Source organism: Cupriavidus sp. 05N40, assembly GCF_056397305.1.
The window spans coordinates 1-22,161 of sequence record NZ_JBFTND010000203.1; the positions used below are offsets into that span (position 1 = coordinate 1).

General features: G+C 68.0%; 17 protein-coding genes and 3 pseudogenes. 5 read left to right on the forward strand and 15 right to left on the reverse strand.

Going from position 1 to position 22,161, the window contains the following annotated elements; translation table 11 throughout:
* Nucleotides 1-183 precede the first annotated feature (183 nt).
* The 4 genes from AC1DO7_RS33210 to rfbB all read right to left on the reverse strand — a co-directional run bounded on the left by AC1DO7_RS33210 (nt 184) and on the right by rfbB (nt 4,707).
* Complete coding sequence (locus AC1DO7_RS33210) at nt 184-2,103, reverse strand: polysaccharide biosynthesis protein (protein WP_441613287.1); 1,920 nt, start codon at nt 2,101-2,103, stop codon at nt 184-186.
* 68 nt (nt 2,104-2,171) lie between these two features.
* On the reverse strand, nt 2,172-2,723 hold the full coding sequence (gene rfbC / locus AC1DO7_RS33215) for a dTDP-4-dehydrorhamnose 3,5-epimerase (RefSeq protein ID WP_441613288.1): 552 nt from the start codon (nt 2,721-2,723) through the stop codon (nt 2,172-2,174).
* Nucleotides 2,720-3,661 carry a dTDP-4-dehydrorhamnose reductase gene (rfbD, locus tag AC1DO7_RS33220; protein WP_441613289.1) on the reverse strand — a complete coding sequence of 314 codons (942 nt, stop codon included), beginning with the start codon at nt 3,659-3,661 and terminating at the stop codon, nt 2,720-2,722. Before rfbD ends, rfbC begins: the two co-directional genes overlap by 4 nt.
* A complete protein-coding gene (gene rfbB / locus AC1DO7_RS33225; protein WP_441613290.1) occupies nt 3,658-4,707 on the reverse strand; it encodes a dTDP-glucose 4,6-dehydratase in 1,050 nt (349 codons plus the stop codon). The genes rfbD and rfbB overlap by 4 nt, the downstream gene beginning before the upstream one ends.
* A gap of 211 nt (nt 4,708-4,918) precedes the next feature.
* Here rfbB and AC1DO7_RS33230 point away from each other — a divergent pair, with 211 nt between their 5' ends.
* Nucleotides 4,919-5,773, forward strand: coding sequence for a symmetrical bis(5'-nucleosyl)-tetraphosphatase (locus AC1DO7_RS33230; RefSeq protein ID WP_441613291.1), 855 nt, complete (start codon nt 4,919-4,921; stop codon nt 5,771-5,773).
* A gap of 22 nt (nt 5,774-5,795) precedes the next feature.
* On the opposite strand, the pseudogene AC1DO7_RS33235 reads toward AC1DO7_RS33230, so the two are convergent.
* From AC1DO7_RS33235 to AC1DO7_RS33265, 7 genes and pseudogenes are all read right to left on the reverse strand, one after another.
* Nucleotides 5,796-6,308, reverse strand: a pseudogene (locus AC1DO7_RS33235) (1-acyl-sn-glycerol-3-phosphate acyltransferase); the annotation flags it as partial.
* Nucleotides 6,304-7,578, reverse strand: coding sequence for a dihydroorotase (locus AC1DO7_RS33240; RefSeq protein ID WP_477117063.1), 1,275 nt, complete (start codon nt 7,576-7,578; stop codon nt 6,304-6,306). The gene AC1DO7_RS33240 and the pseudogene AC1DO7_RS33235, both read right to left, overlap by 5 nt.
* Before the next feature lie 64 nt (nt 7,579-7,642).
* The gene (locus tag AC1DO7_RS33245) at nt 7,643-8,614 is read right to left on the reverse strand and encodes an aspartate carbamoyltransferase catalytic subunit (protein WP_441613294.1); all 972 of its coding nucleotides are present in this window, start codon (nt 8,612-8,614) and stop codon (nt 7,643-7,645) included.
* 97 nt (nt 8,615-8,711) lie between these two features.
* Nucleotides 8,712-9,065 (reverse strand): annotated as a pseudogene (gene pyrR / locus AC1DO7_RS33250) (bifunctional pyr operon transcriptional regulator/uracil phosphoribosyltransferase PyrR); the annotation flags it as partial.
* Nucleotides 9,062-9,499 carry a Holliday junction resolvase RuvX gene (gene ruvX, locus AC1DO7_RS33255; protein WP_441613296.1) on the reverse strand — a complete coding sequence of 146 codons (438 nt, stop codon included), beginning with the start codon at nt 9,497-9,499 and terminating at the stop codon, nt 9,062-9,064. The pseudogene pyrR and the gene ruvX, both read right to left, overlap by 4 nt.
* Nucleotides 9,492-10,064: a YqgE/AlgH family protein gene (locus tag AC1DO7_RS33260; protein ID WP_035863791.1), complete on the reverse strand. Its 573-nt coding sequence runs from the start codon at nt 10,062-10,064 to the stop codon at nt 9,492-9,494. The genes ruvX and AC1DO7_RS33260 overlap by 8 nt, the downstream gene beginning before the upstream one ends.
* Before the next feature lie 111 nt (nt 10,065-10,175).
* Nucleotides 10,176-10,889, reverse strand: coding sequence for a 16S rRNA pseudouridine(516) synthase (locus tag AC1DO7_RS33265; protein ID WP_441613297.1), 714 nt, complete (start codon nt 10,887-10,889; stop codon nt 10,176-10,178).
* A 145-nt stretch (nt 10,890-11,034) separates the two neighbouring features.
* Here AC1DO7_RS33265 and AC1DO7_RS33270 point away from each other — a divergent pair, with 145 nt between their 5' ends.
* Nucleotides 11,035-12,582 carry a cryptochrome/photolyase family protein gene (locus AC1DO7_RS33270; protein ID WP_441613298.1) on the forward strand — a complete coding sequence of 516 codons (1,548 nt, stop codon included), beginning with the start codon at nt 11,035-11,037 and terminating at the stop codon, nt 12,580-12,582.
* 64 nt (nt 12,583-12,646) lie between these two features.
* Here AC1DO7_RS33270 and AC1DO7_RS33275 read toward each other — a convergent pair whose 3' ends face one another.
* Genes AC1DO7_RS33275 through hemC form a run of 3 tightly spaced genes read right to left on the reverse strand, consistent with a single transcriptional unit; the run spans nt 12,647 to nt 17,137 of the window.
* Nucleotides 12,647-13,837, reverse strand: coding sequence for a heme biosynthesis protein HemY (locus tag AC1DO7_RS33275; RefSeq protein ID WP_441613299.1), 1,191 nt, complete (start codon nt 13,835-13,837; stop codon nt 12,647-12,649).
* A 3-nt stretch (nt 13,838-13,840) separates the two neighbouring features.
* On the reverse strand, nt 13,841-16,126 hold the full coding sequence (gene hemDX / locus AC1DO7_RS33280) for a fused uroporphyrinogen-III synthase HemD/membrane protein HemX (RefSeq protein ID WP_441613300.1): 2,286 nt from the start codon (nt 16,124-16,126) through the stop codon (nt 13,841-13,843).
* 9 nt (nt 16,127-16,135) lie between these two features.
* Nucleotides 16,136-17,137 carry a hydroxymethylbilane synthase gene (gene hemC / locus AC1DO7_RS33285; RefSeq protein WP_477117064.1) on the reverse strand — a complete coding sequence of 334 codons (1,002 nt, stop codon included), beginning with the start codon at nt 17,135-17,137 and terminating at the stop codon, nt 16,136-16,138.
* A gap of 71 nt (nt 17,138-17,208) precedes the next feature.
* On the opposite strand from hemC, the gene ppc reads away from it, so the two are divergent.
* Complete coding sequence (ppc, locus tag AC1DO7_RS33290) at nt 17,209-20,253, forward strand: phosphoenolpyruvate carboxylase (protein ID WP_441643198.1); 3,045 nt, start codon at nt 17,209-17,211, stop codon at nt 20,251-20,253.
* A 110-nt stretch (nt 20,254-20,363) separates the two neighbouring features.
* On the opposite strand, the gene AC1DO7_RS33295 is transcribed toward ppc, so the two are convergent.
* Entirely contained in the window at nt 20,364-20,990 is a 627-nt protein-coding gene (locus AC1DO7_RS33295) for a ferritin-like domain-containing protein (RefSeq protein WP_441613325.1), read from the reverse strand.
* A gap of 305 nt (nt 20,991-21,295) precedes the next feature.
* On the opposite strand from AC1DO7_RS33295, the gene AC1DO7_RS33300 reads away from it, so the two are divergent.
* Together AC1DO7_RS33300 and AC1DO7_RS33305 are read left to right on the forward strand one after the other, a co-directional pair.
* Nucleotides 21,296-21,817 (forward strand): sigma-70 family RNA polymerase sigma factor, encoded by a 522-nt coding sequence (locus AC1DO7_RS33300; RefSeq protein ID WP_441613326.1) that lies wholly within the window; start codon nt 21,296-21,298, stop codon nt 21,815-21,817.
* A pseudogene (locus tag AC1DO7_RS33305) lies at nt 21,814-22,161 on the forward strand (anti-sigma factor); the annotation flags it as partial. The gene AC1DO7_RS33300 and the pseudogene AC1DO7_RS33305, both read left to right, overlap by 4 nt.

Consider the following 22,161-nt stretch of genomic DNA (forward strand, 5'->3'; position numbering starts at 1 on the left):
ACTGCGTCCTGCCTCCGTCTCTTGCCCACTTGCCCAATGGCTGGCACAGGACAAAAACTCCCGGCATTTTGCCATAGTTTCAGTGCTCCGAAACGAAATGGCGCCGTGGCGCGGCGTTGCCGGCACACGGGGTGCGCCCGCCCGCGCATGCCTGCGCCTTGCGGCCGGATCAACGTTCCGGCCTTAGCGCAGCAGGCGGATACGGGGTGCCGGCTCTTCATGCAGGTGGTCCTTGATGTCGCGGTCGGGACGGAAACCCGATACGCATTCGAGGAGAATGGTGCGGATCGCCTCGCAGTCGTTGCAATCGCAGGCCGCGATAAGGCTGCGCATTTCTTCGTCGAGTTTCTCGCGGCTCAGGCAGGACTCGTCCGCTTTCATGATGCGCGGATGGCCCGTGCCGCTGACGGCGTCGCCGATCAGCAGTTCCTCGTAAAGCTTCTCGCCCGGGCGCAGGCCGGTAAATTCAATCTCGATATCCCCATCCGGATTGTTTTCGTCGCGCACCTGGAATCCGCTCAGGTGAATCATGCGACGGGCCAGGTCGACGATTTTCACCGGCTGGCCCATATCGAGCACGAATACCTCGCCGTCGCCCCCCATCGCGCCGGCCTGGATAACAAGCTGGGCCGCCTCCGGGATCGTCATGAAATAACGGATGATGTCCGGGTGGGTGACGGTCACCGGACCGCCGCTCGCGATCTGCGTCCGGAACAGCGGCACCACCGACCCGCTCGACCCGAGCACGTTGCCGAAGCGGACGATGCTGAAGCGGGTGCGCACGTGCGGCTCCTGCGCAAAGGCCTGCAGGCAGAGCTCGGCCATGCGCTTGCTTGCCCCCATGACATTGGTCGGGCGCACCGCCTTGTCGGTCGAGATCAGCACGAACGCTTCGACGTTGGCACGGATCGCCGCCTCCGCCGTGACCCGCGTGCCAACGGTGTTGTTCAGGATGCCCTCGGTCATGTTGAACTCGACGATCGGCACGTGCTTGTAGGCCGCCGCATGGTAGATCGTCTGCACGCCGTAGCGGGACATGATCCCGTACACCCGCTCGCCGTTCTGCACCGAGCCGAGCACCGGCACCAGTTCGATCGACAGCCCCTTCGCCAGGATGGTCTGCTGCAACTCGTATTCGAGCGCGTACAAGGCAAACTCGGACTGCTCATACAGGACCAGCCGCAACGGATTGTTCTTGATGATCTGCCGGCAGAGCTCGGAACCGATGGAGCCGCCCGCGCCGGTCACCATGACGCTCTTGCCGTCGATATTGCCCATCAACAGCTTCTTGTTGGGCGCCACCACGTCGCGCCCCAGCAATTCGTCGATCTCGACCTCGCGCACGTCGTCCAGGCGCACCTCGCCGGAAACCATCTCGGCCATGCCGGGCACGGCGCGCACCTCGACAGCCAGCGGCTCGAGCGCGTTGACGATCTCGATACGCCTGCTGCGCGATGCCGACGGGATGGCGATCAGCACCTGCTGGACCGCGAGCCGCCTGACCAGCGCCGGCAGTTCGTCCGCGCCGTGGACCTTGATCCCGGCGATGCTCAGCCCGCGCTTGGCCACGTCGTCGTCAACGAACGCCACGGGCTCGTACTCCGTGCCGACGCCCAGCGCGACGGCAAGCTGCCGGCCGGCGTCGCCGGCGCCATAGATCACGACCTTCTGCCCCTGGTGCCCGAACGATGGCAGCATCCTGAACGCCGCCCGCACGAAGAACCGACTGCAGACGATATAGACGATGGCAAGCAGCCAGTAGATCAGCAATGCCCCGCGCGGCACGTTGGACAGGCCCAGGAAGAAAATCAGCGACCCGAATATACCGATCGAAATGGTGACTGCGGCCACGATGGTCAGAATGGCCCGGTCCTCCATATACCGCACCACCGACCGGTACAAGCCCAGCTTGATAAAGACCGGAATCGCAACGAGGGAGGTGACGAAGTACAGGCCGATGGGGTATTGCGAGCTGACCTGCCAATGATCCGTGCGCAATCCGACCGCCGACCAGAGCGACAGCGGCAGTAAAAAGAAATCGAGCACCAGCATCAGCAGAATCTTCTTCTGACGCGACATCTCCGAGATTTTCTTGAGCAGCATGATTGTTCTTGAATTAGTCGTCACAACGGACTGCCGGCACACGCGCCGGCACTGTGGCCGCGCTGGCTTCAGGCAAAGACATCCGCCTCGGCAAGGAGAGCGCCGTGGCGATCCTTCTCCGACAGAATCGGCCGCCCCTCGAGAGGCCAGGAAATGCCCAACTGCGGTTCGTCCCACGCGATGGTCCGTTCATGGCTCTGGCTCCAGTATTCTGTTGTCTTATAAATCACTTCCGCCGTGTCCGATAAAACCAGGAAGCCGTGCGCAAAACCCGGTGGGACCCACAATTGCTGGCCGCTCCTTCGTGACAGCGTCATTCCTACCCATTGCCCGAAGCGCGGCGACTGACGCCGCAGATCCACCGCCACGTCGAAAATTTCCCCCGCCACAACCCGGACCAGTTTTCCTTGCGGGCGCCCGATCTGGTAATGCAGGCCACGAATCACATTTCTTGCCGACAGGCTGTGATTATCCTGCACAAAAACACCGCTAAAACCCGTTGCATTTTCGAACTCGCGCGCATTGAAGCTTTCGAAAAAATGCCCGCGATCGTCGGCAAACACCCTCGGTTCAAGTATCAGCACTTCCGGCAGGGCCGTAGGCGTCGCTTTCAGGTTCATGGCTGGCCCACCTCCGGCAGGATCTGATCGAGCAGGTGATGCACGCCTTCGCGCCAGTCCGGCAAATGAATGCCGAAGGTAGCGCGCAGCTTGCCGGTATCGAGCCGGGCGCTGGCCAGCCGGGCCGCCGGCAACGGGTATTCGCTTGCTGGAATCGCCTGCAGCTGCGCGGGGCCGGTCTTCAGCGCCAGACCTTTGTCCGCCGCATACTGCAGCACTTCGCTGGCATAGCCATAAGGACTGGTTTCACCCGCCGCGGCAAGATGGTAGATACCGTGCGGGAACGCCTGCCGGTCGCCGAACAGCCATTGCCGCGCCACGATCTGCGCCGTCACGTCGGCAATCAGGGCGGCGCCCGTGGGTGCGCCGAAACGGTCCCGGATCACTCGGATCGAGGCCTGTTCGCGGCCGAAGCGCAGCATGGTCTTGGCAAAATTGCGGCCGTGCGCGCCAGCCACCCAGCTTGTTCGCAAAACAAGTGCGGCTGGCTCCACGTCTGCGATGGCCTGCTCCCCTGCCAGCTTACTCCGCCCATAGACGGAAATGGGATTCACCGCATCCGTTTCCGTATAAGGAACGTCTTGCCGCCCATCGAAAACACAATCCGTTGAATAGTGCACGAAGAGGCTGCCGAGCCGCTTCGCTTCCTCGGCAAGAATACCGACGGCGGTGGCATTCACGGCAAATGCGCCCTCCGCGTCGACTTCGGCCTTATCCATGCTAGTGCAGGCCGCGGCATTGACGATGACGTCGGGGCGATATTCCTGCACGGCATGGCGGATACTGTCGGCACGCGCCAGGTCGCAGGCAGCGCGGTCGAGCGCGATCACGCGCCCGAGTGGCATCAGGGCACGCCGCAATTCGAACCCCACCTGGCCGTTGCTTCCTGTTACAAGAAGCGTCGGCACGTGAGATGGATTATTGCGCACATCGGTCATTCTCGCGCCTTCCGATACTCTCCGGAGGTCATGCGCTCGATCCACTGCGGATTGTCCAGATACCACTGAACCGTCTTGCGCAGTCCCGACTCGAAGGTCTCCTCGCAGATCCAGCCTAGTTCTGTCCGGAGCTTGTGCGAATCGACCGCATAGCGCCGGTCGTGGCCGGGACGGTCGGCAACGAAGGTGATCTGGCTGCGATAGGAACCGCTGGCCTTCGGCCGCAGTTCGTCGAGGAGATCGCACAGGGCCCCGACCACGTCGAGGTTGGCCTTCTCGTTTCCGCTCCCGACGTTGTAGGTCTCCCCAGGCCGCCCATGGGCCAGCACCGCGCGGATAGCAGCGCAATGATCCGCAATGTAGAGCCAGTCCCTTACGTTAAGTCCGTCGCCGTAGACCGGTAACGGCTCGCCAGCCAGGGCCCGGGTAATGACCAGCGGGATCAGCTTCTCGGGAAAGTGATAGGGGCCATAGCTATTTGAACCGTTCGTGGTCAGGACCGGCAAGCCATAGGTATGGTGATAAGCCCGCACCAGGTGGTCAGCACCGGCCTTGGATGCCGAATACGGACTATTCGGAGTGTAGGCCGTGGTCTCCGTGAAGGCAGGATCACTATCTTTCAGGGAACCGAATACCTCGTCCGTGGAGACGTGCAGGAAGCGGAAAGCCTCGCGCTCCGGGACCGGAAGGCTTTGCCAATAGGCGCGCGCGGCCTCCAGCAAGGTGAACGTGCCGACAACATTGGTCTGGATGAATGCGCCCGGTCCTTCGATCGAGCGGTCGACGTGGCTTTCGGCGGCAAAGTGGATCACGGCGCGGGGCCGGTGCCTGTCGAAGAGCCGGTCCAGCGCCGCCCGGTCGCAGACGTCGGTGCGGGAGAAGGTGTGGCGGCTATTGCCCTGCAGCGATGCCAGGGATTCCAGGTTGCCCGCATACGTCAGCTTGTCCACGTTGACAACCGCGTCCGCGCTGTCATCGCGCAGCCAGTCAAGAACGAAATTGGCACCGATGAAACCGGCGCCACCAGTGACAAGTATTTGGGACAAGACCAGGGCTCCCTGCTATCTGATATTCGAGAACACGGCGAATGCCAAGTCTCCGCCGGGCCCGAAACGGGCGGCGTCATGTTAAGTATTTGCAGAAGTGGCGGTATTCTATCCGACAGACCCCCCCTGCTTGAGATGCTCCCCCTTTTTTTTGTAGCGTGTTGTAACGTATCCGTGCCACCAAATGCCAACCGGGTGAAGACCTGGCGCAATGCTTAACCGGCCCCTATTTGTGACCCAAAAACATCATTTCGCCATCGGCGACCTCCAGGGCTGTGCCGGTTCGCTGGACGAACTGGTCGCTCGCCTGCCCCAGGACAGCGCCCTGCGCTTTGTCGGCGACCTCATCAACCGCGGCCCCGCCTCGCTGCGTACCCTGCGCACCGTGCGCGAACTCGGCGCCCGCGCCGAATCCGTCCTCGGCAACCACGACATCCATTTCCTGGCGGTGGCCGCGGGCGTGCGCAAGCGCGGGCGCAGCGATACGCTGGACGATCTTCTTGGCGCGCCGGATTGCGATGAATTAATCACATGGCTGCGCCACCGCCCGATGGCCATCCATGAAAACGGCTTTCTCCTGGTCCACGCCGGCGTGCTACCCCAGTGGAGCGCCGACCAGACCATGGAGCTGGCCCGGGAAGTCGAGCGCGAGCTGCAGGGCCCCGACTGGAAAACCTTCCTGGCCGATGTTTTCGGCAACGCCGCGGACCACTGGGACGACAGCCTGCGCGGCATCGACCGCCACCGGGTCGTTGTCAACGCCCTCACCCGCCTGCGCTTCTGTCGTACGGACGGCGTGATGGACCTCAAGACCAAGGAAGGCCCGGGCGGCTCGCCGGCGGGTTACATGCCCTGGTTCGACATCCCCGGCCGCCGGACGGAGGGCACCACCGTGGTGTGCGGGCACTGGTCGACCCTCGGGCTGGTAATGCGGCCGAACCTGATGGCGCTGGATACGGGCTGCGTCTGGGGCGGCAAGCTGACGGCCGCGCGGCTGGCGGCGGATCCGGCCGAGCGGACCTTGGTGCAGGTCGAGTGCCCGCAGTATTGCGACCCTCTGGCGTAATGCCATCCGGGCGGCTTGCCGCCTACTGCGAGGTGGCTGGCGCGGGCGTGCCTTCGTCCGTGAGTTCGGGAAGGCCGGGAAGGCCGGGAAGGTCGGTGGCAGGCGGAGTCACGCCGCCATTGACCCGCCCCACCACCTCCAGCGCATGGTGCTGCGCCCCCTGGCTCAGATGCCCCACCACCTCCCACGCCGCCTGCGCCAGCTCCCGCCGGCTGGCACTGGCCGCGGCGATGGCCGGAGCAAAGCACAGCCGTGCCGTGATCGGCCTCGCCCGCAGCACCGCATCGAGCGTATCGAGCAAGCTCAGGTCCCCGATATACGCCGGTGCCAGGGTGGGCTGCCCGGTGGCGGTGTCCAGGTAAGCCAGCCCGACCGGTTGCACCGGCAGCCCGCCCGAAATCGGCGCCTGCATCAGGTTGGCGTGGAACGGCAGCACGCTGGTGCCGTCGGTGGTGGTGCCTTCCGGGAACACGCATACCAGGTCGCCCTGCAGCATCACGTCGGTGATGGCGTGCAAAACGCGGTGTGCGTCACGCTAGTTCGTAGACCACGTGGCCGCTGACCAGCGTGGTGCGTACGCGGCCGCGCATGTCATAGCCGAGCCATGGCGAGTTCTTGCCCTGGCTCTTGAGCGCGCGCCGCTCGACCTTCCATTCCTGTTCGGGATGGAAGATGCAGATATCCGCGGTGCTGCCGCTGGTCAGGGTGCCGGCCGGCAGGCCGAGCACGCGGGCGGGTTCGGCGGTGATGCGGGCGAGCGCCTTGGCCAGGGGGACCTTGTGTTCCGCGGCCCAGCGCAGCGTCAGCGGCAGCAGCAGTTCGAGGCCGGTGGCGCCGGGCGAGGCTTCGGCGAAGGGCAGCAGCTTTTCGTCGTCGTCCACCGGGGTGTGGTCGGAGCACAGGGCATCGATGGTGCCGTCGGCCAGGCCGGCGATGATGGCGTCGCGGTCACGGCCGCTGCGCAGCGGCGGCGAGAAGCGCATCTGCGAGTTGAAGTAGCCGATGTCCATGTCGGTCAGCGAGACGTGATGGATATTGACGTCGCAGGTGACGGCGAGGCCTTCGCGCTTGGCCTGGCGCACCAGTTCGATACCGGCGGCGGACGACAGGCGGCACAGGTGCACGCGCACGCCGGTGCTGCGCATCAGTTCGAAGATGGTGTGCAGGCGCACGGTTTCGGCGATCACCGAGACGCCGGACAGCCCCAGGCGCGACGCCACCGCGCCGCTGGCGGCCACGCCGCCGCCAAGGTAGGGGTCCTCGGGGCGCAGCCACACCGTGAAGCCGAAGGTCTGCGCGTATTGCAGCGCGCGCAGCAGCACCTGGGTGTTGTGGATCGGGGCCTCGGCCTGCGAGAAGCCGATGCAGCCAGCTTCGGTGAGCTGCGACATCTCGGTCAGGGTCGTGCCCTTGAGGCCGAGCGTGAGCGCGCCGAGCGGATAGACGTGGGTCTGGTTGAGCGTGCGCGCGCGGAACTTGAGCATTTCCACCAGGCCGGGCTCGTCGAGCACCGGGTCGGTGTCGGGCGGGCAGACCAGGCTGGTCACGCCGCCGGCGGTGGCGGCGGCCACTTCGGACTCCAGCGTGGCCTTGTATTCGTAGCCGGGCTCGCGCAGGCGCGCGGACAGGTCGACCAGGCCCGGGCAGACGACCAGCCCGCTGGCGTCGATGGTCTTGTTGGCATGGAAGTCCGCCGGCGCGCTGCCGACGCCGACGACCTTGCCGGCGGCGATGTAAAGGTCTTGCTGCGCATCGATGTTCGCGGCCGGGTCGATCAGGCGGCCGCCCTTGATGTGGATCTTCATATCGTGTCGCTTGGCTTGTTTCGGTTGTTCTGGCTGGGACGCAATGGTGCGGCTACGGCGCGATTCAGTCGTGGTTTCCGGCCACGATCCCCATCACCGCCATGCGCACGGCGATGCCGAAGGTCACCTGGTTGAGGATCACGGATTGCGGGCCGTCGGCCACGGCGGAGTCGATCTCCACGCCGCGGTTCATCGGACCCGGGTGCATCACGATGGCGTCGGGCCTGGCCAGCGCCAGCCGCTCGGGCGTCAGGCCATAGGCCTTGAAGTATTCCTGCGCCGACGGCAGCAGCGCGCCGCTCATGCGCTCGTTCTGCAGGCGCAGCATGATCACCACGTCGACGCCCTTCATCCCTTCTTCCATGTTATGGAAGACGCGCACGCCCATCTGTTCCAGTCCGGACGGCAGCAGCGTGCGCGGGCCGATGGCGCGCACTTCGGGCACGCCCAGCGTGGTCAGYGCGTGGATGTCGGAGCGCGCCACGCGCGAGTGCAGGATGTCGCCCACGATGGCCACCGTGAGCTTGGTGAAGTCCTGCTTGTAATGGCGGATCGTGTACATGTCGAGCAGCCCCTGCGTGGGGTGCGCGTGGCGGCCGTCGCCGGCGTTGATCACGTGGACATGCGGCGCGACATGCTCGGCGATCAGGTAGGGCGCGCCGGAGCTGGCATGGCGCACCACGAACATGTCGGCCGACATCGCCGACAGGTTGTTGATGGTGTCGAGCAGCGACTCGCCCTTGCTGGTGGACGAGGCGTTGATGTTCAGGTTGAGCACGTCCGCCGAGAGCCGCTTGGCGGCGATCTCGAAGGTGGTGCGGGTGCGCGTGGAGTTCTCGAAGAACAGGTTGAACACGCTTTTGCCGCGTAGCAACGGCACCTTCTTCACGTCGCGGTCGGAGTCGGACAGCGAGACGAACTGGCTGGCGGTGTCGAGGATGTGCGCGATCATCTCGCGCGACAGGCCTTCGATCGACAGCAGGTGCTTGAGCTCGCCGTTCTTGGTCAGTTGCGGGTTGCGGAACGTCTTGATCATGGCAGTTGGAGAGGGCCGGGCGGCGGCGATTGGCTGGTCTGGAGCGGACTTGTGTTGCTGAGCTTGCAAGCCAGGCTGGCGTGCCGGGGTGGATCCCCGGGCGGCCGTAGTCGAACAGTTCGTTGACGGCGGCGCGGATGGTGCGGCCGGTGGCGAGCACGTCGTCGATCAGCAGGATCTTGCGGTCCTGCACGTCGAACGGCAGCGTGGTGGGCTGGGCCTGGCTGTGCAGGCCCTTCTTGGCATAGTCGTCGCGGTGAAAGGCGACGTTGATGACCCCGTGGCCGGCCAGTTGCAGGTCGGCGGCCAGCCGCTCGGCAATCCAGGCGCCACCGGAATAAATGCCGGCCACCGACCATTGCGCGCGCTCGGCCGCAGGCAGCGCTGCCTGCACCTGGTCACGMAGCGTTCGGTAGAGCGCCTCGGCGTCTGGAGAGGAAGTCTGGGTCATAGGGGATGCTGGTCGAAGTACTGTTGCAGGATAAGGCGGGCGGCTTCCGCGTCGAGCTCGCCCGGGCGATAACCGGCCATCTGGGCCAGCCGCGAGGTGTAGCGCTCGTCCACCCATTCCACCGGCAAGCCGAAGCGGCCGTTGAGCTGGTTGCCAAAGCGGCGCGCAAGGCGCATGGAAGGCTGCTCGCCGCCATCCGGCTTGATGGGCATGCCCACCACCAGCTGGACCGGCGCCCATTCCTTGATCAGCGCCGTCACCGCCTCGAAGCGGGCTTCCACGGTGGGATTGGGCAGGATGGTGAGGGGCCGCGCCTCGCGCGTGATGAAATTGCCAAGCGCGACGCCGATCTTCTTTTCGCCGTAATCGAATGCCAGGACGGTGCCGTCGGTGGGCAGCGGGCGCGGCACGTGCGCCGCTGCGCCCTCAGGCATGCCCGGCCTCGCCCGAGAGCATGGTGAAGTCGATGCCCAGCAGGCGGATGGCGGCGGCGAAGCGCTCTTCGGGAGGCACGCTGAAGATGATCTCGGGGTCAGCCTGGACTGTCAGCCAGCCGTTGCGGCTGAGCTCCTCCTCGAGCTGCCCCGCGCCCCAGCCGGCATAGCCCAGCGTGAGCAGGAAGCGATGCGGGCCGCTGCCGTTGGCCACGGCTTCCAGCACGTCCTTGGAGGTGGTCATCTCGAGTCCGCCAGGCACCGCCAGCGAAGAGACGTAGATGCCGACCGGATCATGCAGCACGAAGCCACGCTCGGTCTGCACCGGCCCGCCGAAGTACACGGGCTGCTGCGCCACCGGCTGGATCTCGAGCTTGAGGTCGATCTTGTCGAACAGCGTGGCCATATCGATGTCGATAGGCCGATTGATCACCAGGCCCAGCGCGCCGCGGTCGTTGTGCTCGCACAAGTAGACGACGGAACCCGAAAAGGTCGGGTCTGCCATGCCGGGCATGGCAATCAGGAACTGATTGGTGAGATTGATTGGGGCTTCCAGCGTCGCCATCCCTGCATTTTATCAAATCAAAGCCGTCCGTCCGGAAAAGATTCGCCCATGCCGCATCGCAGCATGCCGGCGCTTCCGCTCCGGTCCCCGGTGCGCGTCGCCGCGCGCACCCTATTCCATGCGCTTCAGCGCGGCCAGGTCGTCCGGCGTCAGCCAGCGCCATTCGCCCAGCGCCAGCGCCGCTTCCAGCACCAGCCCGCCGATGGCGCTGCGGTGCAGCGCGTCCACGTGGTTGCCGGCCGCGACCACCATGCGCTTGACCTGGTGGTACTTGCCCTCCGACAGCGTCAGGCGCAGGCTGCGCTCGCCGGTGGCCTCGCAAGCCACCGCGGCGATCGGCGCGGGTTCGTCTTCCAGCTGCACGCCGGCCACCAGCGCGTCGACCTGGGCCTGCGTGACCGGCTCGGCCGTCGTCACCTCATAGACCTTGGGCACCTTTTTCTTGGGCGAGGTCTGCGCGTGGATGAACTGGCCGTCGTCCGACAGCAGCAGCAGCCCGGTGGTGTCCTGGTCCAGCCGGCCCACCGCCTGCACCTCGCGCTGGCGCAGCGGCACCGGCAGCAGGTTGTAGACGCTGGGATGGTGGCGCGGGCGCTGYGAGCACTCGTAGCCGACCGGCTTGTTGAGCATCAGGTAGGCCTTGGCGTGGCCGATCCACGCCTCGCCGTCCACGGTCAGGCGCAGCCCTTCGACCTCGAACTGCGCGCGCGGGTCCTCGCACAACACGCCGTCGACTTCGACCAGGCCAGCGCCGATCAGGTCGCCGCAGTAGCGGCGGGTGCCGAAGCCTTGCGATTGGAGGATGCGGTCGAGTGTGGTGGCCATGTCTTGCTTCTTGCTATCTGGAAATCTTGGAAAACTGGAAATTCGGACGCGTCCGTCACAGCGCATTGCGGCAATGCGGCGCCTCGGCCGCCTGCACGCATCCGTATGGTAGGGTAGCAGGCTTCATCCCGCGGAGCGTCCGATCTTGCCCCTCTCCCCTGCCGGCGCGCGCCAGCCCTACCGGATCGACAGGCAGTTCGAGCGCGGCCTGGTCTGGTTCCGGCGCGACCTGCGCGCCGACGATCACGCGGCGCTGCATTATGCCCTCAAGCACTGCCGCCGGGTGTGGTGCGTGTTCGTATTCGACCGCGAGATCCTCGATCCGCTGCTCGCGCGCGGCCTGGCCGCCGACCGCCGGGTGGCGTTCATCCTGGCCTCGCTGGCCTCGCTGGAGGCCACCCTGAAGGCAGCCGGCGGCGGCTTGATCGTGCTCAATGCCACGGCGCGCGCGGCGATCCCCGCGCTGGCCGCCGAACTGGATGCCCAGGCCGTCTTCGTCAACCACGACTACGAACCCGCCGCGCAGGCTCGCGACACCCATGTCAGGCAAGCCCTGGCCGATGCGTCCCGCGTCTTCTTCACCTTCAAGGACCAGGTGATCTTCGAGCGCGACGAGATCCTGACCGGCCAGGGCAAGCCGTTCTCGGTGTTCACACCGTACAAGAACGCCTGGCTCAAGGCGCTGCTGCCGTTCGACCTGCGGCCCTATCCGGTCGAGCCTTGGCTTTCGGCGCTCGCCCCGGTGCCCAAGGCCCATGCGCGGGCGTTGCCCACGCTGCAGGCGCTGGGCTTCGCGCCGTCCAACCTGGCCGAGATCGCCATGCCGACGGGGAGCGAAGGCGCCCACGCCCTGTTCGAGGAGTTCTGCGAACGCATGGGCGACTACGCGCGGCGGCGCGACTTTCCCGCCCTGCGCGGCCCGAGCTACCTGTCTGTGCACCTGCGCTTCGGCACGCTGTCGATCCGCACGCTGGCCCGCGCCGCACACGCCGCCACGCTGCGCGGCGGCGCCGACAGCGCGGGCGCAGCCACCTGGCTGTCCGAGCTGATCTGGCGCGATTTCTATTTCATGATCCTGCATCACCATCCGCGCGTGGCCGCCGGGCATGCCTTCCATCCGGCCTACGATGCCATCCGCTGGGCGGCCGGCGCCACCGGCGAGCGCTACTTCGAGGCTTGGCGCGACGCCCGCACCGGCTACCCGCTGGTGGATGCGGCCATGCTGCAGATCCGTCAGAGCGGCTATATGCACAACCGCCTGCGCATGGTGGTGGCCAGCTTCCTGGTCAAGGACCTGGGCGTGGACTGGCGGCGCGGCGAGCAGTATTTCGCCGACCAGCTCAACGATTTCGATTTCTCCGCCAACAACGGCGGCTGGCAATGGGCCGCCTCCACCGGCTGCGATGCGCAGCCGTATTTCCGCATCTTCAATCCGGTGACGCAGTCGGAGAAGTTCGACCCGCAGGGGCGCTTCATCCGCAAGTACCTGCCGCAACTGGCGCGCCTGCCCGACAAGTACATCCACGCACCCTGGACGGCACCCGACGATGTCCTGGCGGGCGCCGGGGTGACGCTCGGCGAGGACTATCCACGCCCGCTCGTGCAGCACGATGTGGCACGCAAGGAAACGCTGGCGCGGTATGCGGTGGTGAAGGAGAACCGGACGGAATCCGGTCAGGGCGGGGAGGAATGAGGTTCGCCCGATGAGGTTCGCCGGCGCACGGCACCGCGCGCCTTGCAGCCCGCGGCGCCAGCCTTCACGCTGCCAGCATGGCGCTTTCCCGATAGTGCTTCTGCGCTTCCTCGGGCCGCTCGGTCTCCTCGTAGAGGCGGCCCAGCGCCAGGTGCGCGCGCACCCGCAGCCTGCGCTGTGATTCGTCGTCGGCATACTTGAGCGCCCGCTCGAAGCTCGACTGGGCCTTGCCCCATAGCTTCTCGCCCAGGCACAGCGTGCCCAGCGCGAAATACAGGTCGGCATCGACAGGATGCTGCGCCAGCCATTTCTCGGCCTGCTGGATCTGCGGCAGCGCGTGGCCGGGTTCGGCGCATTCGGCATAGCGCAGCACCAGGCGGCTGTCCCAGTTGACCTTGAGCGCGTCTTCCACGATCTTGCGCGCCTCGTCCTGGCGTCCCAGCGCCGCGAAGTAGCGCGCGGCTGGCTCGGCGATGCGCGCGGCACGGCGCTCGTCGGAGGACAGCGAGCGCCACAGGTCATGCAGTGCCTCGCTGTCGTGGCGGCATTCTTCCAGCAGGGCCTCGCAGGCCAGTTGCTTGAGGCGCAGCGCCAGCACGGGATGCAGGGCATTGCGCTTTTCCAGCGAGCGCGCCAGGCGCAGCACTTCGGACCAGTTCTTCAGGTGCTGGTGGGCGCGCAGCGCGATACGCTGCACGTGGATCTGGCGGGAGCCCTGCGATTGCAGCTGCGCGATGGTGTCGAGCGCGCCTTCCGCGTCGCGGGCGTCGACCAGCATCTCGGCCATCGACACCAGCCGCGCCTGTTCGCGCTCGGCGCCGGTGACCTGTGCCATCCAGGCGTCGCGGCGCTCCATCTCCTGCATGCGGTGGGCGGCGCGCGCACCGATCAGCGCCGCGGTCTGGGCCTGGTCGGGCCAGGCCTGGGCTTCGCGCGCGGTGCGCTCGGCCCGGGCGAAGCGGCCGGCGAACAGGTTCTCGATCGCCTCGCGCAACGCGGCCTGCGCGCGGTTCATGCGGCTGCGCTCGCGATAGGCCGCCGCGCGGCCCGGCATTTCCGACAGATGCCGCACGGTGGTGAGGATGGTCCAGACCACGAAGAACGCCAGCAGCAGCAGGGCCAGCGCCAGGTTCAGCGAGAGTTCGACCCGGTACGGCGGGTAGAACAGCACCACGTTGCTTTGATTGAATTGCGTAAACAGCGCCAGCCCGACCGCGCCGCCAAAAAGGATCGCCACCCAGAACAGAAGCCGCATGCGCTACTCCTTCTTGAGCGCCTGCAGCGCGCCGAGGCTTTCCGCCATGGTCGGCAGCTGGACTGACACGGCGCCGGCCTGGGCCTGCTTGAGCAGCGTCAGCACCGCCTGCACGCGGCGCGACTTGGTATCGAAGTAGCGGCCGATCATGGCTTGCGCGGCAGCCAGGTCGTTGCGGAACACCGGCTCGTTGCGCGACAGCAGCGCGAGGCGCGCATTGAGCAGGCGCAGCTTGACGTTCTCGCGCAGGAACCAGCCCTGGTCGCCGGTCAGCAGCAGCGCCTGCGCATCGTCGACGCGGCGGATGCGGATGACCTGCATCAGCTCGTCGCGCACGCTGCCCCACAGCCCGCCGAACCAGTTGACGATGGCGTTGCCCGCCTGGGGCGCGGCATCGGCGCGCGCGCCGTTCCTGGCGCCGGTGGCGCCCTTCTCCGTCCTGGGATCGGCCTTGACGTCAGCCTTGATGTCGGCCTTGCGCGCATCGGCTTCGCTGCGCTCGAGCATGCGCTCGCTCGACAGCAGCGGCAACACGTCGATCTGGTTGATGGCCTCGTCGAGCTTGATGGCGGCGCCGGTCAGGTCGGTATCGGGCACCGCCTTCATGCGCGCGACATCGCGCGCGATGGCCCGCCGCAGCAGGTTGTACTGCGGCTTGTCGGTACGCGCCAGGCGCGTGTCGGCACTTTGCAGCGCGGCCAGCGCCACCTGCACATTGCCGGTCAGCTGGAGCTGCTGGCCCGCGTTGGTGAGCAACTGCTGGATCTCGGCGATCTCCCAGTCGTCGCGGTTGCGCATCAGGTCCTGGTAGACCTGTTCCAGCGCGGATTGCTTGTCGCGCGCCTCGCCGACCTGGCCGTCGAGCGCGCCGACCTTGGCCTGCAGTTCCTTGACGGTGTCCTGCGCATTGCGCGACAGCACGCGCGTCTCCTGCACCAGCGCATCGTTGTTCTGCTGGCGCCGCGCCAGCTCCTGGGTCAGGTGCTCGACACGGTGCTGCAGCCACCAGAAGCCCCCGCCGATGGCGAGGATCAGCAGCGCGAGCAGCAGCCACCACGGATTGAAACGCGACGCGCCGCGGACGGGCATCACCGGGGCCGCGGACGGCGGGCTGGCGGCGGGAGGAGCGGTATGTTCTTGCGTCACGCGATCGGCCTTCGTTGACGTTGATGACGATGTTGCGGGTGATCGATTGTCTTGCCCGGGCTCGGGCGCCGCCGGTGTCGGCAGCGCGGCTGGTGCGGCCGGCGCCGCTGCCGCGGCRGACGCCGCAGACGCCGCGGATGCCGCGAATGCCACTGTTGCCCCGGGCCCCGGCACCACCGCAGCCGTGGCCACGGCCAGCGGGGGCGCCGCCGGCATCGGCGCCGGTGGTCCGGCGTGCGCCTGGGCCCACCGGCGGCACGCGGCGAGCAGCCCTCCGTCGCCCGGTGCGGCGCGCCGCACATGGGCGAAGCCCAGTGCGGCGGCCTGTTCGGCGATTCTCGCATGGGGGGCAATGCACTGCACCTGGCGCAGGCCGGCCAGCTCCTGCGGGCTAAGTGCCTCGCGGGCCATGCGGTCGAGATTGCGCACCGCTTCGGAGCTGGTCAGCAGCCACGCCTGCGGGGATGCACCCGGCTTCAGGCCATCGCGCACGGCTTGCCATTGCATGCTGCCGGGCGTCGGCACGGAGCGCTGGTAAGCCTCGACTGCGCTCACCTCTGCGCCGGCGCCACGCAGGCGCTCGGCCAGCCAGTCGCGCCCGCCGTTGCCGCGGATGATCAGGACCTGGCGCCCGGCCAGCGTCTGCATGCCAAGCCGGCTTTCGATCTGCTGCCAAAGGGCCTCGGAATCGAAGCGCGCATCGCCGTTGTCGATGCTATCCGCGCTATCGGGAATGTCGTTGCTGTCTGCGCCCCCGTTGGCGCCATCCGCTTCATGCGCATGGCTGCCCGCCGGCGCGATCACCCGGTAGTCGGGCGAGGCGATCCCGCGCTCGGCCAGGGCACCCACGCTGGCGGGCCCCACCAGCGCGAGCGGCACGGATGGCGGCCACTGCGGCGCGGGCTTGTCCTGCACCTGGGCCAGCGCGTCGAGTGCAAAGGCCACCGCATTGGGGCTGACGAAGACCACCAGCGCAAAGTCCGCCAGCCGCGCCAGCGCGGCGCGCAGGGGGCCTTCGTCGGCCGCGGGACCGATCGCCAGCAGGGGAAAGCCGAGCACGTCCAGGCCGGCTGCCGAGAGCGCCTCGGTCAGCTGCCGGGACTGCCCGGCGGGTCGTGTCACAACGACGGTCGGGCGGGGCATGGGCCGGCCTCAGGCGGGGGCTTGCGGAGAAGCCGGATCGGCCAGCGCAGCCAGGATCCCCGCTGCGCCCYGGTCCAGCAAGTCCTGCGCGACGGCCTTGCCGAGCGCCTCGGCCTGGGCGGCTGCGTCGGCACCCGCCACGACGGCCGCCGAGCTGGCGCGCACGCCGCGCGTGCCGTCCGGTAGCGCCACGAAGGCGTCGATGCTCAACCGGGTGCCGTCCCACTGCGCATGCGCGGCCAAGGGCACCTGGCACGAGCCGCCCAGCATGCGCGACACGGCGCGCTCGGCGGTCACGGYCAGCGCACTCGGCGCATGGTTGAGCGGGGCGATCCAGGCGGCCAGTTCAGGGCGGCCAGCGGGAATCTCGATGCCCAGCGCGCCCTGCCCCGCGGCCGGCAGCGAACTGACGGGATCCAGCACGGCGCGGATGCGGCTGGCCAGGCCCAGGCGCTTGAGCCCGGCCGCGGCCAGGATGATGGCGGCGTAGTCGCCGCGGTCCAGCTTGCCCAGGCGGGTATCGAGATTGCCCCGCAGCGGACGGATCTCCAGGTGCGGGTAGCGCGTGCGCAGGGCGGCTTCGCGACGCAGGCTGGAGGTGCCCACCACGGTGCCGGCGGGCATCTCGTCGAGCGAGCCGAACTGGCTCGAGACCAGCGCGTCGCGCGGGTCCTCGCGCTCCATCACGGCGGCGAGCAGGAAACCCTCGGGTAGCTCCATCGGCACATCCTTGAGCGAGTGCACGGCGAGATCGGCGCGGCCCTCGGCCATCGCGATCTCCAGCTCCTTGACGAACAGCCCTTTGCCGCCGACTTTCGACAGCGTACGGTCTAGAATCTGGTCTCCGCGCGTCGTCATGCCGAGGATGGACACATCGCACGCGGGATAGTATTGTTGCAACGCAGCACGCACATGCTCGGCCTGCCACATGGCCAGACGGCTCTCGCGGGAGGCGATGACGAGCTTGCGCGGCGAGCCGCTGGAAGGAGTCGGGGGGACGGATGCTTGCATCCGCGCATGTTAGCACGCACCCCAAGCCACTCCAGGCCACGAATAAGAGATATGAGACAACAGGAGATTGCATGACGCAGCAAGCTGCGCGCCCTGCCGGCCGGCGCAAGCCCACCGCCGCCCGGGCTGACGCCCCCGACGCCGCCCTGGCCCTGGCCCCGGCTCCCGCAAGCACCCCCGACGCGCCCGCCACCAAAGCCGCCAAGACAGCCCGGGCAAAAGGCCGGGCAAGCACGCGGGCCGCAGCGCCCGCGGCTGCCGCCATCCCGCTGGCCGGCGCGCCGGCGCGCCGCGCCAGCGACAAGGACCTGCCGCTGCGCGAGGACATCCGCTTCCTGGGCCGCCTGCTGGGCGAGTGCGTGCGCGAGCAAGAAGGCGAAGCCGCCTTCGAGCTGGTCGAGACCATCCGCCAGACCGCGGTGCGCTTTCGCCGCGAGAACGACCGCGCCGCCGGCGCGGAGCTGGACCGCCTGCTCAAGCGCCTGTCGCGCGACCAGACCAACTGGGTGGTGCGCGCCTTCAGCTATTTCTCGCACCTGGCCAATATCGCCGAGGACCAGCACCACAACCGCCGCCGCCGCGTGCACGCGCTGGCGGGCTCGCCGCCGCAGCCGGGCAGCCTGGCGCGCGCGCTGGAGGCGATCGACGCCGCCGGCGTGACCGGCAAGACGTTGCGCAAGTTCTTCGACGAAGCGCTGATCGTGCCGGTGCTCACCGCCCACCCCACCGAGGTGCAGCGCAAGAGCATCCTGGACGCCGAGCGCGAGATCGCGCGCCTGCTGGCCGAGCGCGACCTGCCCATGACCGCGCGCGAGCGCGACCACAACACCGCACTGCTGCGCGCGCGCGTCACCACGCTGTGGCAGACCCGCATGCTGCGCAACACGCGCCTGATGGTGGTGGACGAGATCGAGAACGCGCTCTCTTACTACCGCACCTGCTTCCTGCACGGCATCCCGCAACTGATGAGCGAGCTGGAGGAGGACATCGCCGCGGTGTTCCCCGCCTCGCGCAAGAACAAGGGCGCGCCGGCCGCCGGCGGCACGCAGCTCGCGCCCTTCTTCCAGATGGGCTCGTGGATCGGCGGCGACCGCGACGGCAATCCCAACGTCACCGCGGATACGCTGGAGCAGGCCGCCAGCAAGCAATCGTCGCTGATCCTCGAGTGGTACCTGGACGAGGTGCACGCGCTCGGCGCCGAGCTGTCGATGTCGAGCCTGATGGTGGAGGCCAGCCCCGAGTTGCTGGCCCTGGCCGAAGCCTCGCCCGACCACTCCGACCACCGCGCCGACGAGCCCTATCGCCGCGCCCTGATCGGCATCTACGCGCGCCTGGCGGCAACCTGCCTGGCGGTGACCGGGCAGGCCGCGCCGCGCCATGCGGTGGCCGACGCCGCGCCTTATGCCGATGCGCAGTCGTTCGGCGCCGATGTACAGGTGGTGATCGACTCGCTGCGCGCCCACCACGGCGCGGCGCTGGCGCGCACCCGCGTCGATGCGCTGGCCAAGGCCATCGCCGTGTTCGGCTTCCACCTGGCGTCGATCGACATGCGCCAGGTCTCCGACGTGCACGAGGCGGTCATCGCGGAGCTGTTCGCCGCCGCCGGCGTGGAGGCCGACTACGCCAGCCTGCCGGAGCCGCGCAAGCTGGAGCTGCTGCTGGCCGAGCTGCGCCAGCCGCGCCTGCTGACCCTGCCGTGGCACACCTATTCCGAGCAGACCCGCAGCGAACTGGCCATCCTGGAGATGGCGCGCAAGCTGCGGGCACGCTACGGCGCGCGCGTGGCGCGCAACTACATCATCTCGCACACCGAGACGCTCTCCGACCTGGTCGAGGTGATGCTGCTGCAGAAGGAAGCCGGCATGCTGCGCGGCACGCTGGGCAGCAAGGCCGATCCGGCCCGCATGGAGCTGATGGTGATCCCGCTGTTCGAGACCATCGAGGACTTGCGCAACGCCGCCGGCATCATGCAGTCGCTGCTGGAGCTGCCGGGCTTCGCCTCGGTGATCGCCCACCACGGCGGCGAGCAGGAGGTCATGCTGGGCTACTCGGACTCCAACAAGGACGGCGGCTTCCTGACCTCGAACTGGGAACTGTACAAGGCCGAGCTGGCGCTGGTGCAGCTGTTCGAGCAGCGCCGCGTCAAGCTGCGCCTGTTCCACGGGCGCGGCGGCACCGTCGGGCGCGGCGGCGGCCCGACCTACCAGGCCATCCTGTCGCAGCCGCCGGGCACGGTCAACGGGCAGATCCGCCTGACCGAACAGGGCGAGATCATCAACAGCAAGTTCGCCAACGCCGAGATCGGCCGGCGCAACCTGGAGACGGTGATCGCCGCCACGCTGGAGGCCTCGCTGCTGCCCACGCAGAACGCGCCGAAGGAGCTGGCCGCGTTCGAGGCGATGATGCAGCAGCTCTCGGACCGCGCCTTCTCCTCCTACCGCCACCTGGTCTACGACACGCCGGGCTTCAAGGACTACTTCTTCGCCACCACGCCGATCACCGAGATCGCCGACCTGAACCTCGGTTCGCGACCGGCCTCGCGCAAGCTGATGGACAAGAAGCACCGCCGCATCGAAGACCTGCGCGCGATTCCCTGGGGCTTCTCGTGGGGCCAGTGCCGGCTGCTGCTGCCGGGCTGGTACGGCTTCGGCAGCGCGGTCAAGGCGGTGCTGGACGCGGCGCCGGACGACAAGGCCCGCAAGGCGGTCGAAGCCACCCTGCGCCGCATGGTCAGGAACTGGCCGTTCTTCTCCACGCTGCTGTCCAATATGGACATGGTGCTGGCCAAGACCGACCTGGCGGTGGCATCGCGCTACGCCGGGCTGTGCGAGGACGCGGCGCTGCGCAAGACCGTGTTCTCGCGCATCAGCGCGGAGTGGCACCTGACCAGCGAGATGCTGGCGCTGATCACCGGGCGCCAGGAACGCCTGGCCGACAACCCGCTGCTGGCGCGTTCGATCAAGAACCGCTTCGCCTACCTCGACCCGCTCAACCACTTGCAGGTGGAGCTGCTCAAGCGCTACCGCTCGGGCAAGGACGGCGACGACATCCGCGTGCGCCGCGGCATCCACCTCACCATCAACGGGGTGGCGGCGGGACTGCGCAACAGCGGCTGAGGCAGCAGGCGCCGGCGGCCGCATGCCGGCGTAAAAAAGCCGCCATGGTGGTTGACCATGGCGGCGGAAACCCGCCCGGCCCGCAGGCCGGACGGCGCAGAGGGAGGCGCTCAGCCGACGAAGGCGCCGGGGACCGGGTCTTCGCCGAGCGCGGACAGCAGCACCGCCCAATGCATGGCTTCGTCGCCCAGGATGCTGCCGGCGGCCTTGGTCAGCTCGCGGTTGTGGAAATTCGGCAGCACGCCCAGGTAAGCCGCGGTGGCGCCCTTCTCCAGTCCCGCGGCGAAGCGCAGCACATCCGCCTGGGTCTTGAGCTGGTCGGCGGGGAAGCCGTATTCGCCCGGCTTCTTGGTCATGACGGGACTGCCGCCCAGCTTGGACACCGTGCTTGCCAGCACCTGCGCATGGGCCTTGTGGTGCGTCTGGAAGCGCACCGCGGTGTCCAGCAGCGGCTTTTGCAGCAGGCCGCTCTCGGCGCCCACCTGATAGGCGGCGATGGCCTGGTATTCCAGCCCGAGGGCAACGTTGAGGATGGCGATATCGTCCTTGGTGCTGCCGGACTGGGCCTGCGCCCATGCCGGCATCGACTCGCCCAGGCTCATCACCGCCAGCGAGCCCAGCGCGAACAGCCCGGGCACTTTGAGCAGGCCGCGCCGGCGCGCATCCGGTGCCACAAGGATGCGGTCCTGCGTGTCCTCGCCGGCAAGGCGCGACGCCTGCCCGGGCTTCGACTGCATGCGTTCCATGGTCTTCTCCTGTCTCTTGGGGGTAGGTGGTGCCCTGCTCGTTCTGCCGCGCGCCCGCTCGGGCTGCGGCGGGTACAACCCGGGCACCTGACCCATCTACGCAGCGCCCTGCCGATCGGATGCAGCGGGATGCGGCGATTGGCGGTGTGCCGCACCCATGAAACGCGCAAGCCGTGCCTATAATCCGGCAACGTCACTTGCGAGTTCCGCCCCCGGTGTCCTCCCCCGACGATTCCACCTTCGCCCCCAGGCCGGCCGACGCCGACCGGCTCGCCGCGCTGCTGCAGGGCACGGCCATGGGCGACCGGCACGCCCTGCGCCAGCTCTACGACCAGACGGCAACGAAACTGTTTGGCCTCGCGCTGCGTATCACCAGCAGGCGTGACTGGGCGGAGGATGTCGTGCAGGAGAGTTTTGTCAGCATCTGGCATCACGCCGGCGACTACCGGCCGCACCTGGCCGCCCCGATGACGTGGATGACAGCCATCGTGCGCAACCGCGCGCTCGACTGCCTGCGCCGGCAGGCAGCCGCGCGCGCCAGCCAGTCCGTGGAACTGGACGACAGCCTCGGCGAATGGCTCGCCGACGACGCGGCCGGCCCGGCCGAACTGGCGCTGGCCAGCGAGCAGGCCCAGGCGCTGAACCGGTGCCTGCAGCGGCTGGAACAGCCCCAGCGGCAGGCCATCGCGCTGGCCTACCTGCGCGACATGAGCCATAGCGAACTTTCCGAGCAGCTGCGGGTGCCGCTCGGGACCATCAAATCATGGATACGCCGCGGCCTGGAACGCCTGCGCACGTGCCTGGAAAGCCTGTCATGAACCTCGGCCGCCACCCCGACCTGATCGATCGCCTGGCCGCCCAGTACGCGCTGGGCGTGCTGCGCGGCGGCGCGCGCCGCCGCTTCGAGCAGCTGGCGCGGCAGGAACCCGCCATCCGCGCCGCCMTCGGCCAGTGGCAGGCGCGCCTGGCGGGCATCGCCGAGGTGCAGGCAGGCTCCGAGCCGGTGGACAAGCTCTGGTGCGGCATCGAGCAGCGCCTGGGCTGGCAGCCGGCTCCCGCAGCCGCGGCAGCGCCGGGCCAGGCCGCCGCCGGCTGGTGGCAACGCCTGTGGGGCGCGGCCGGCTTCTGGCGCGGCGCCACGCTGGCCGCGGGGGCGCTGGCC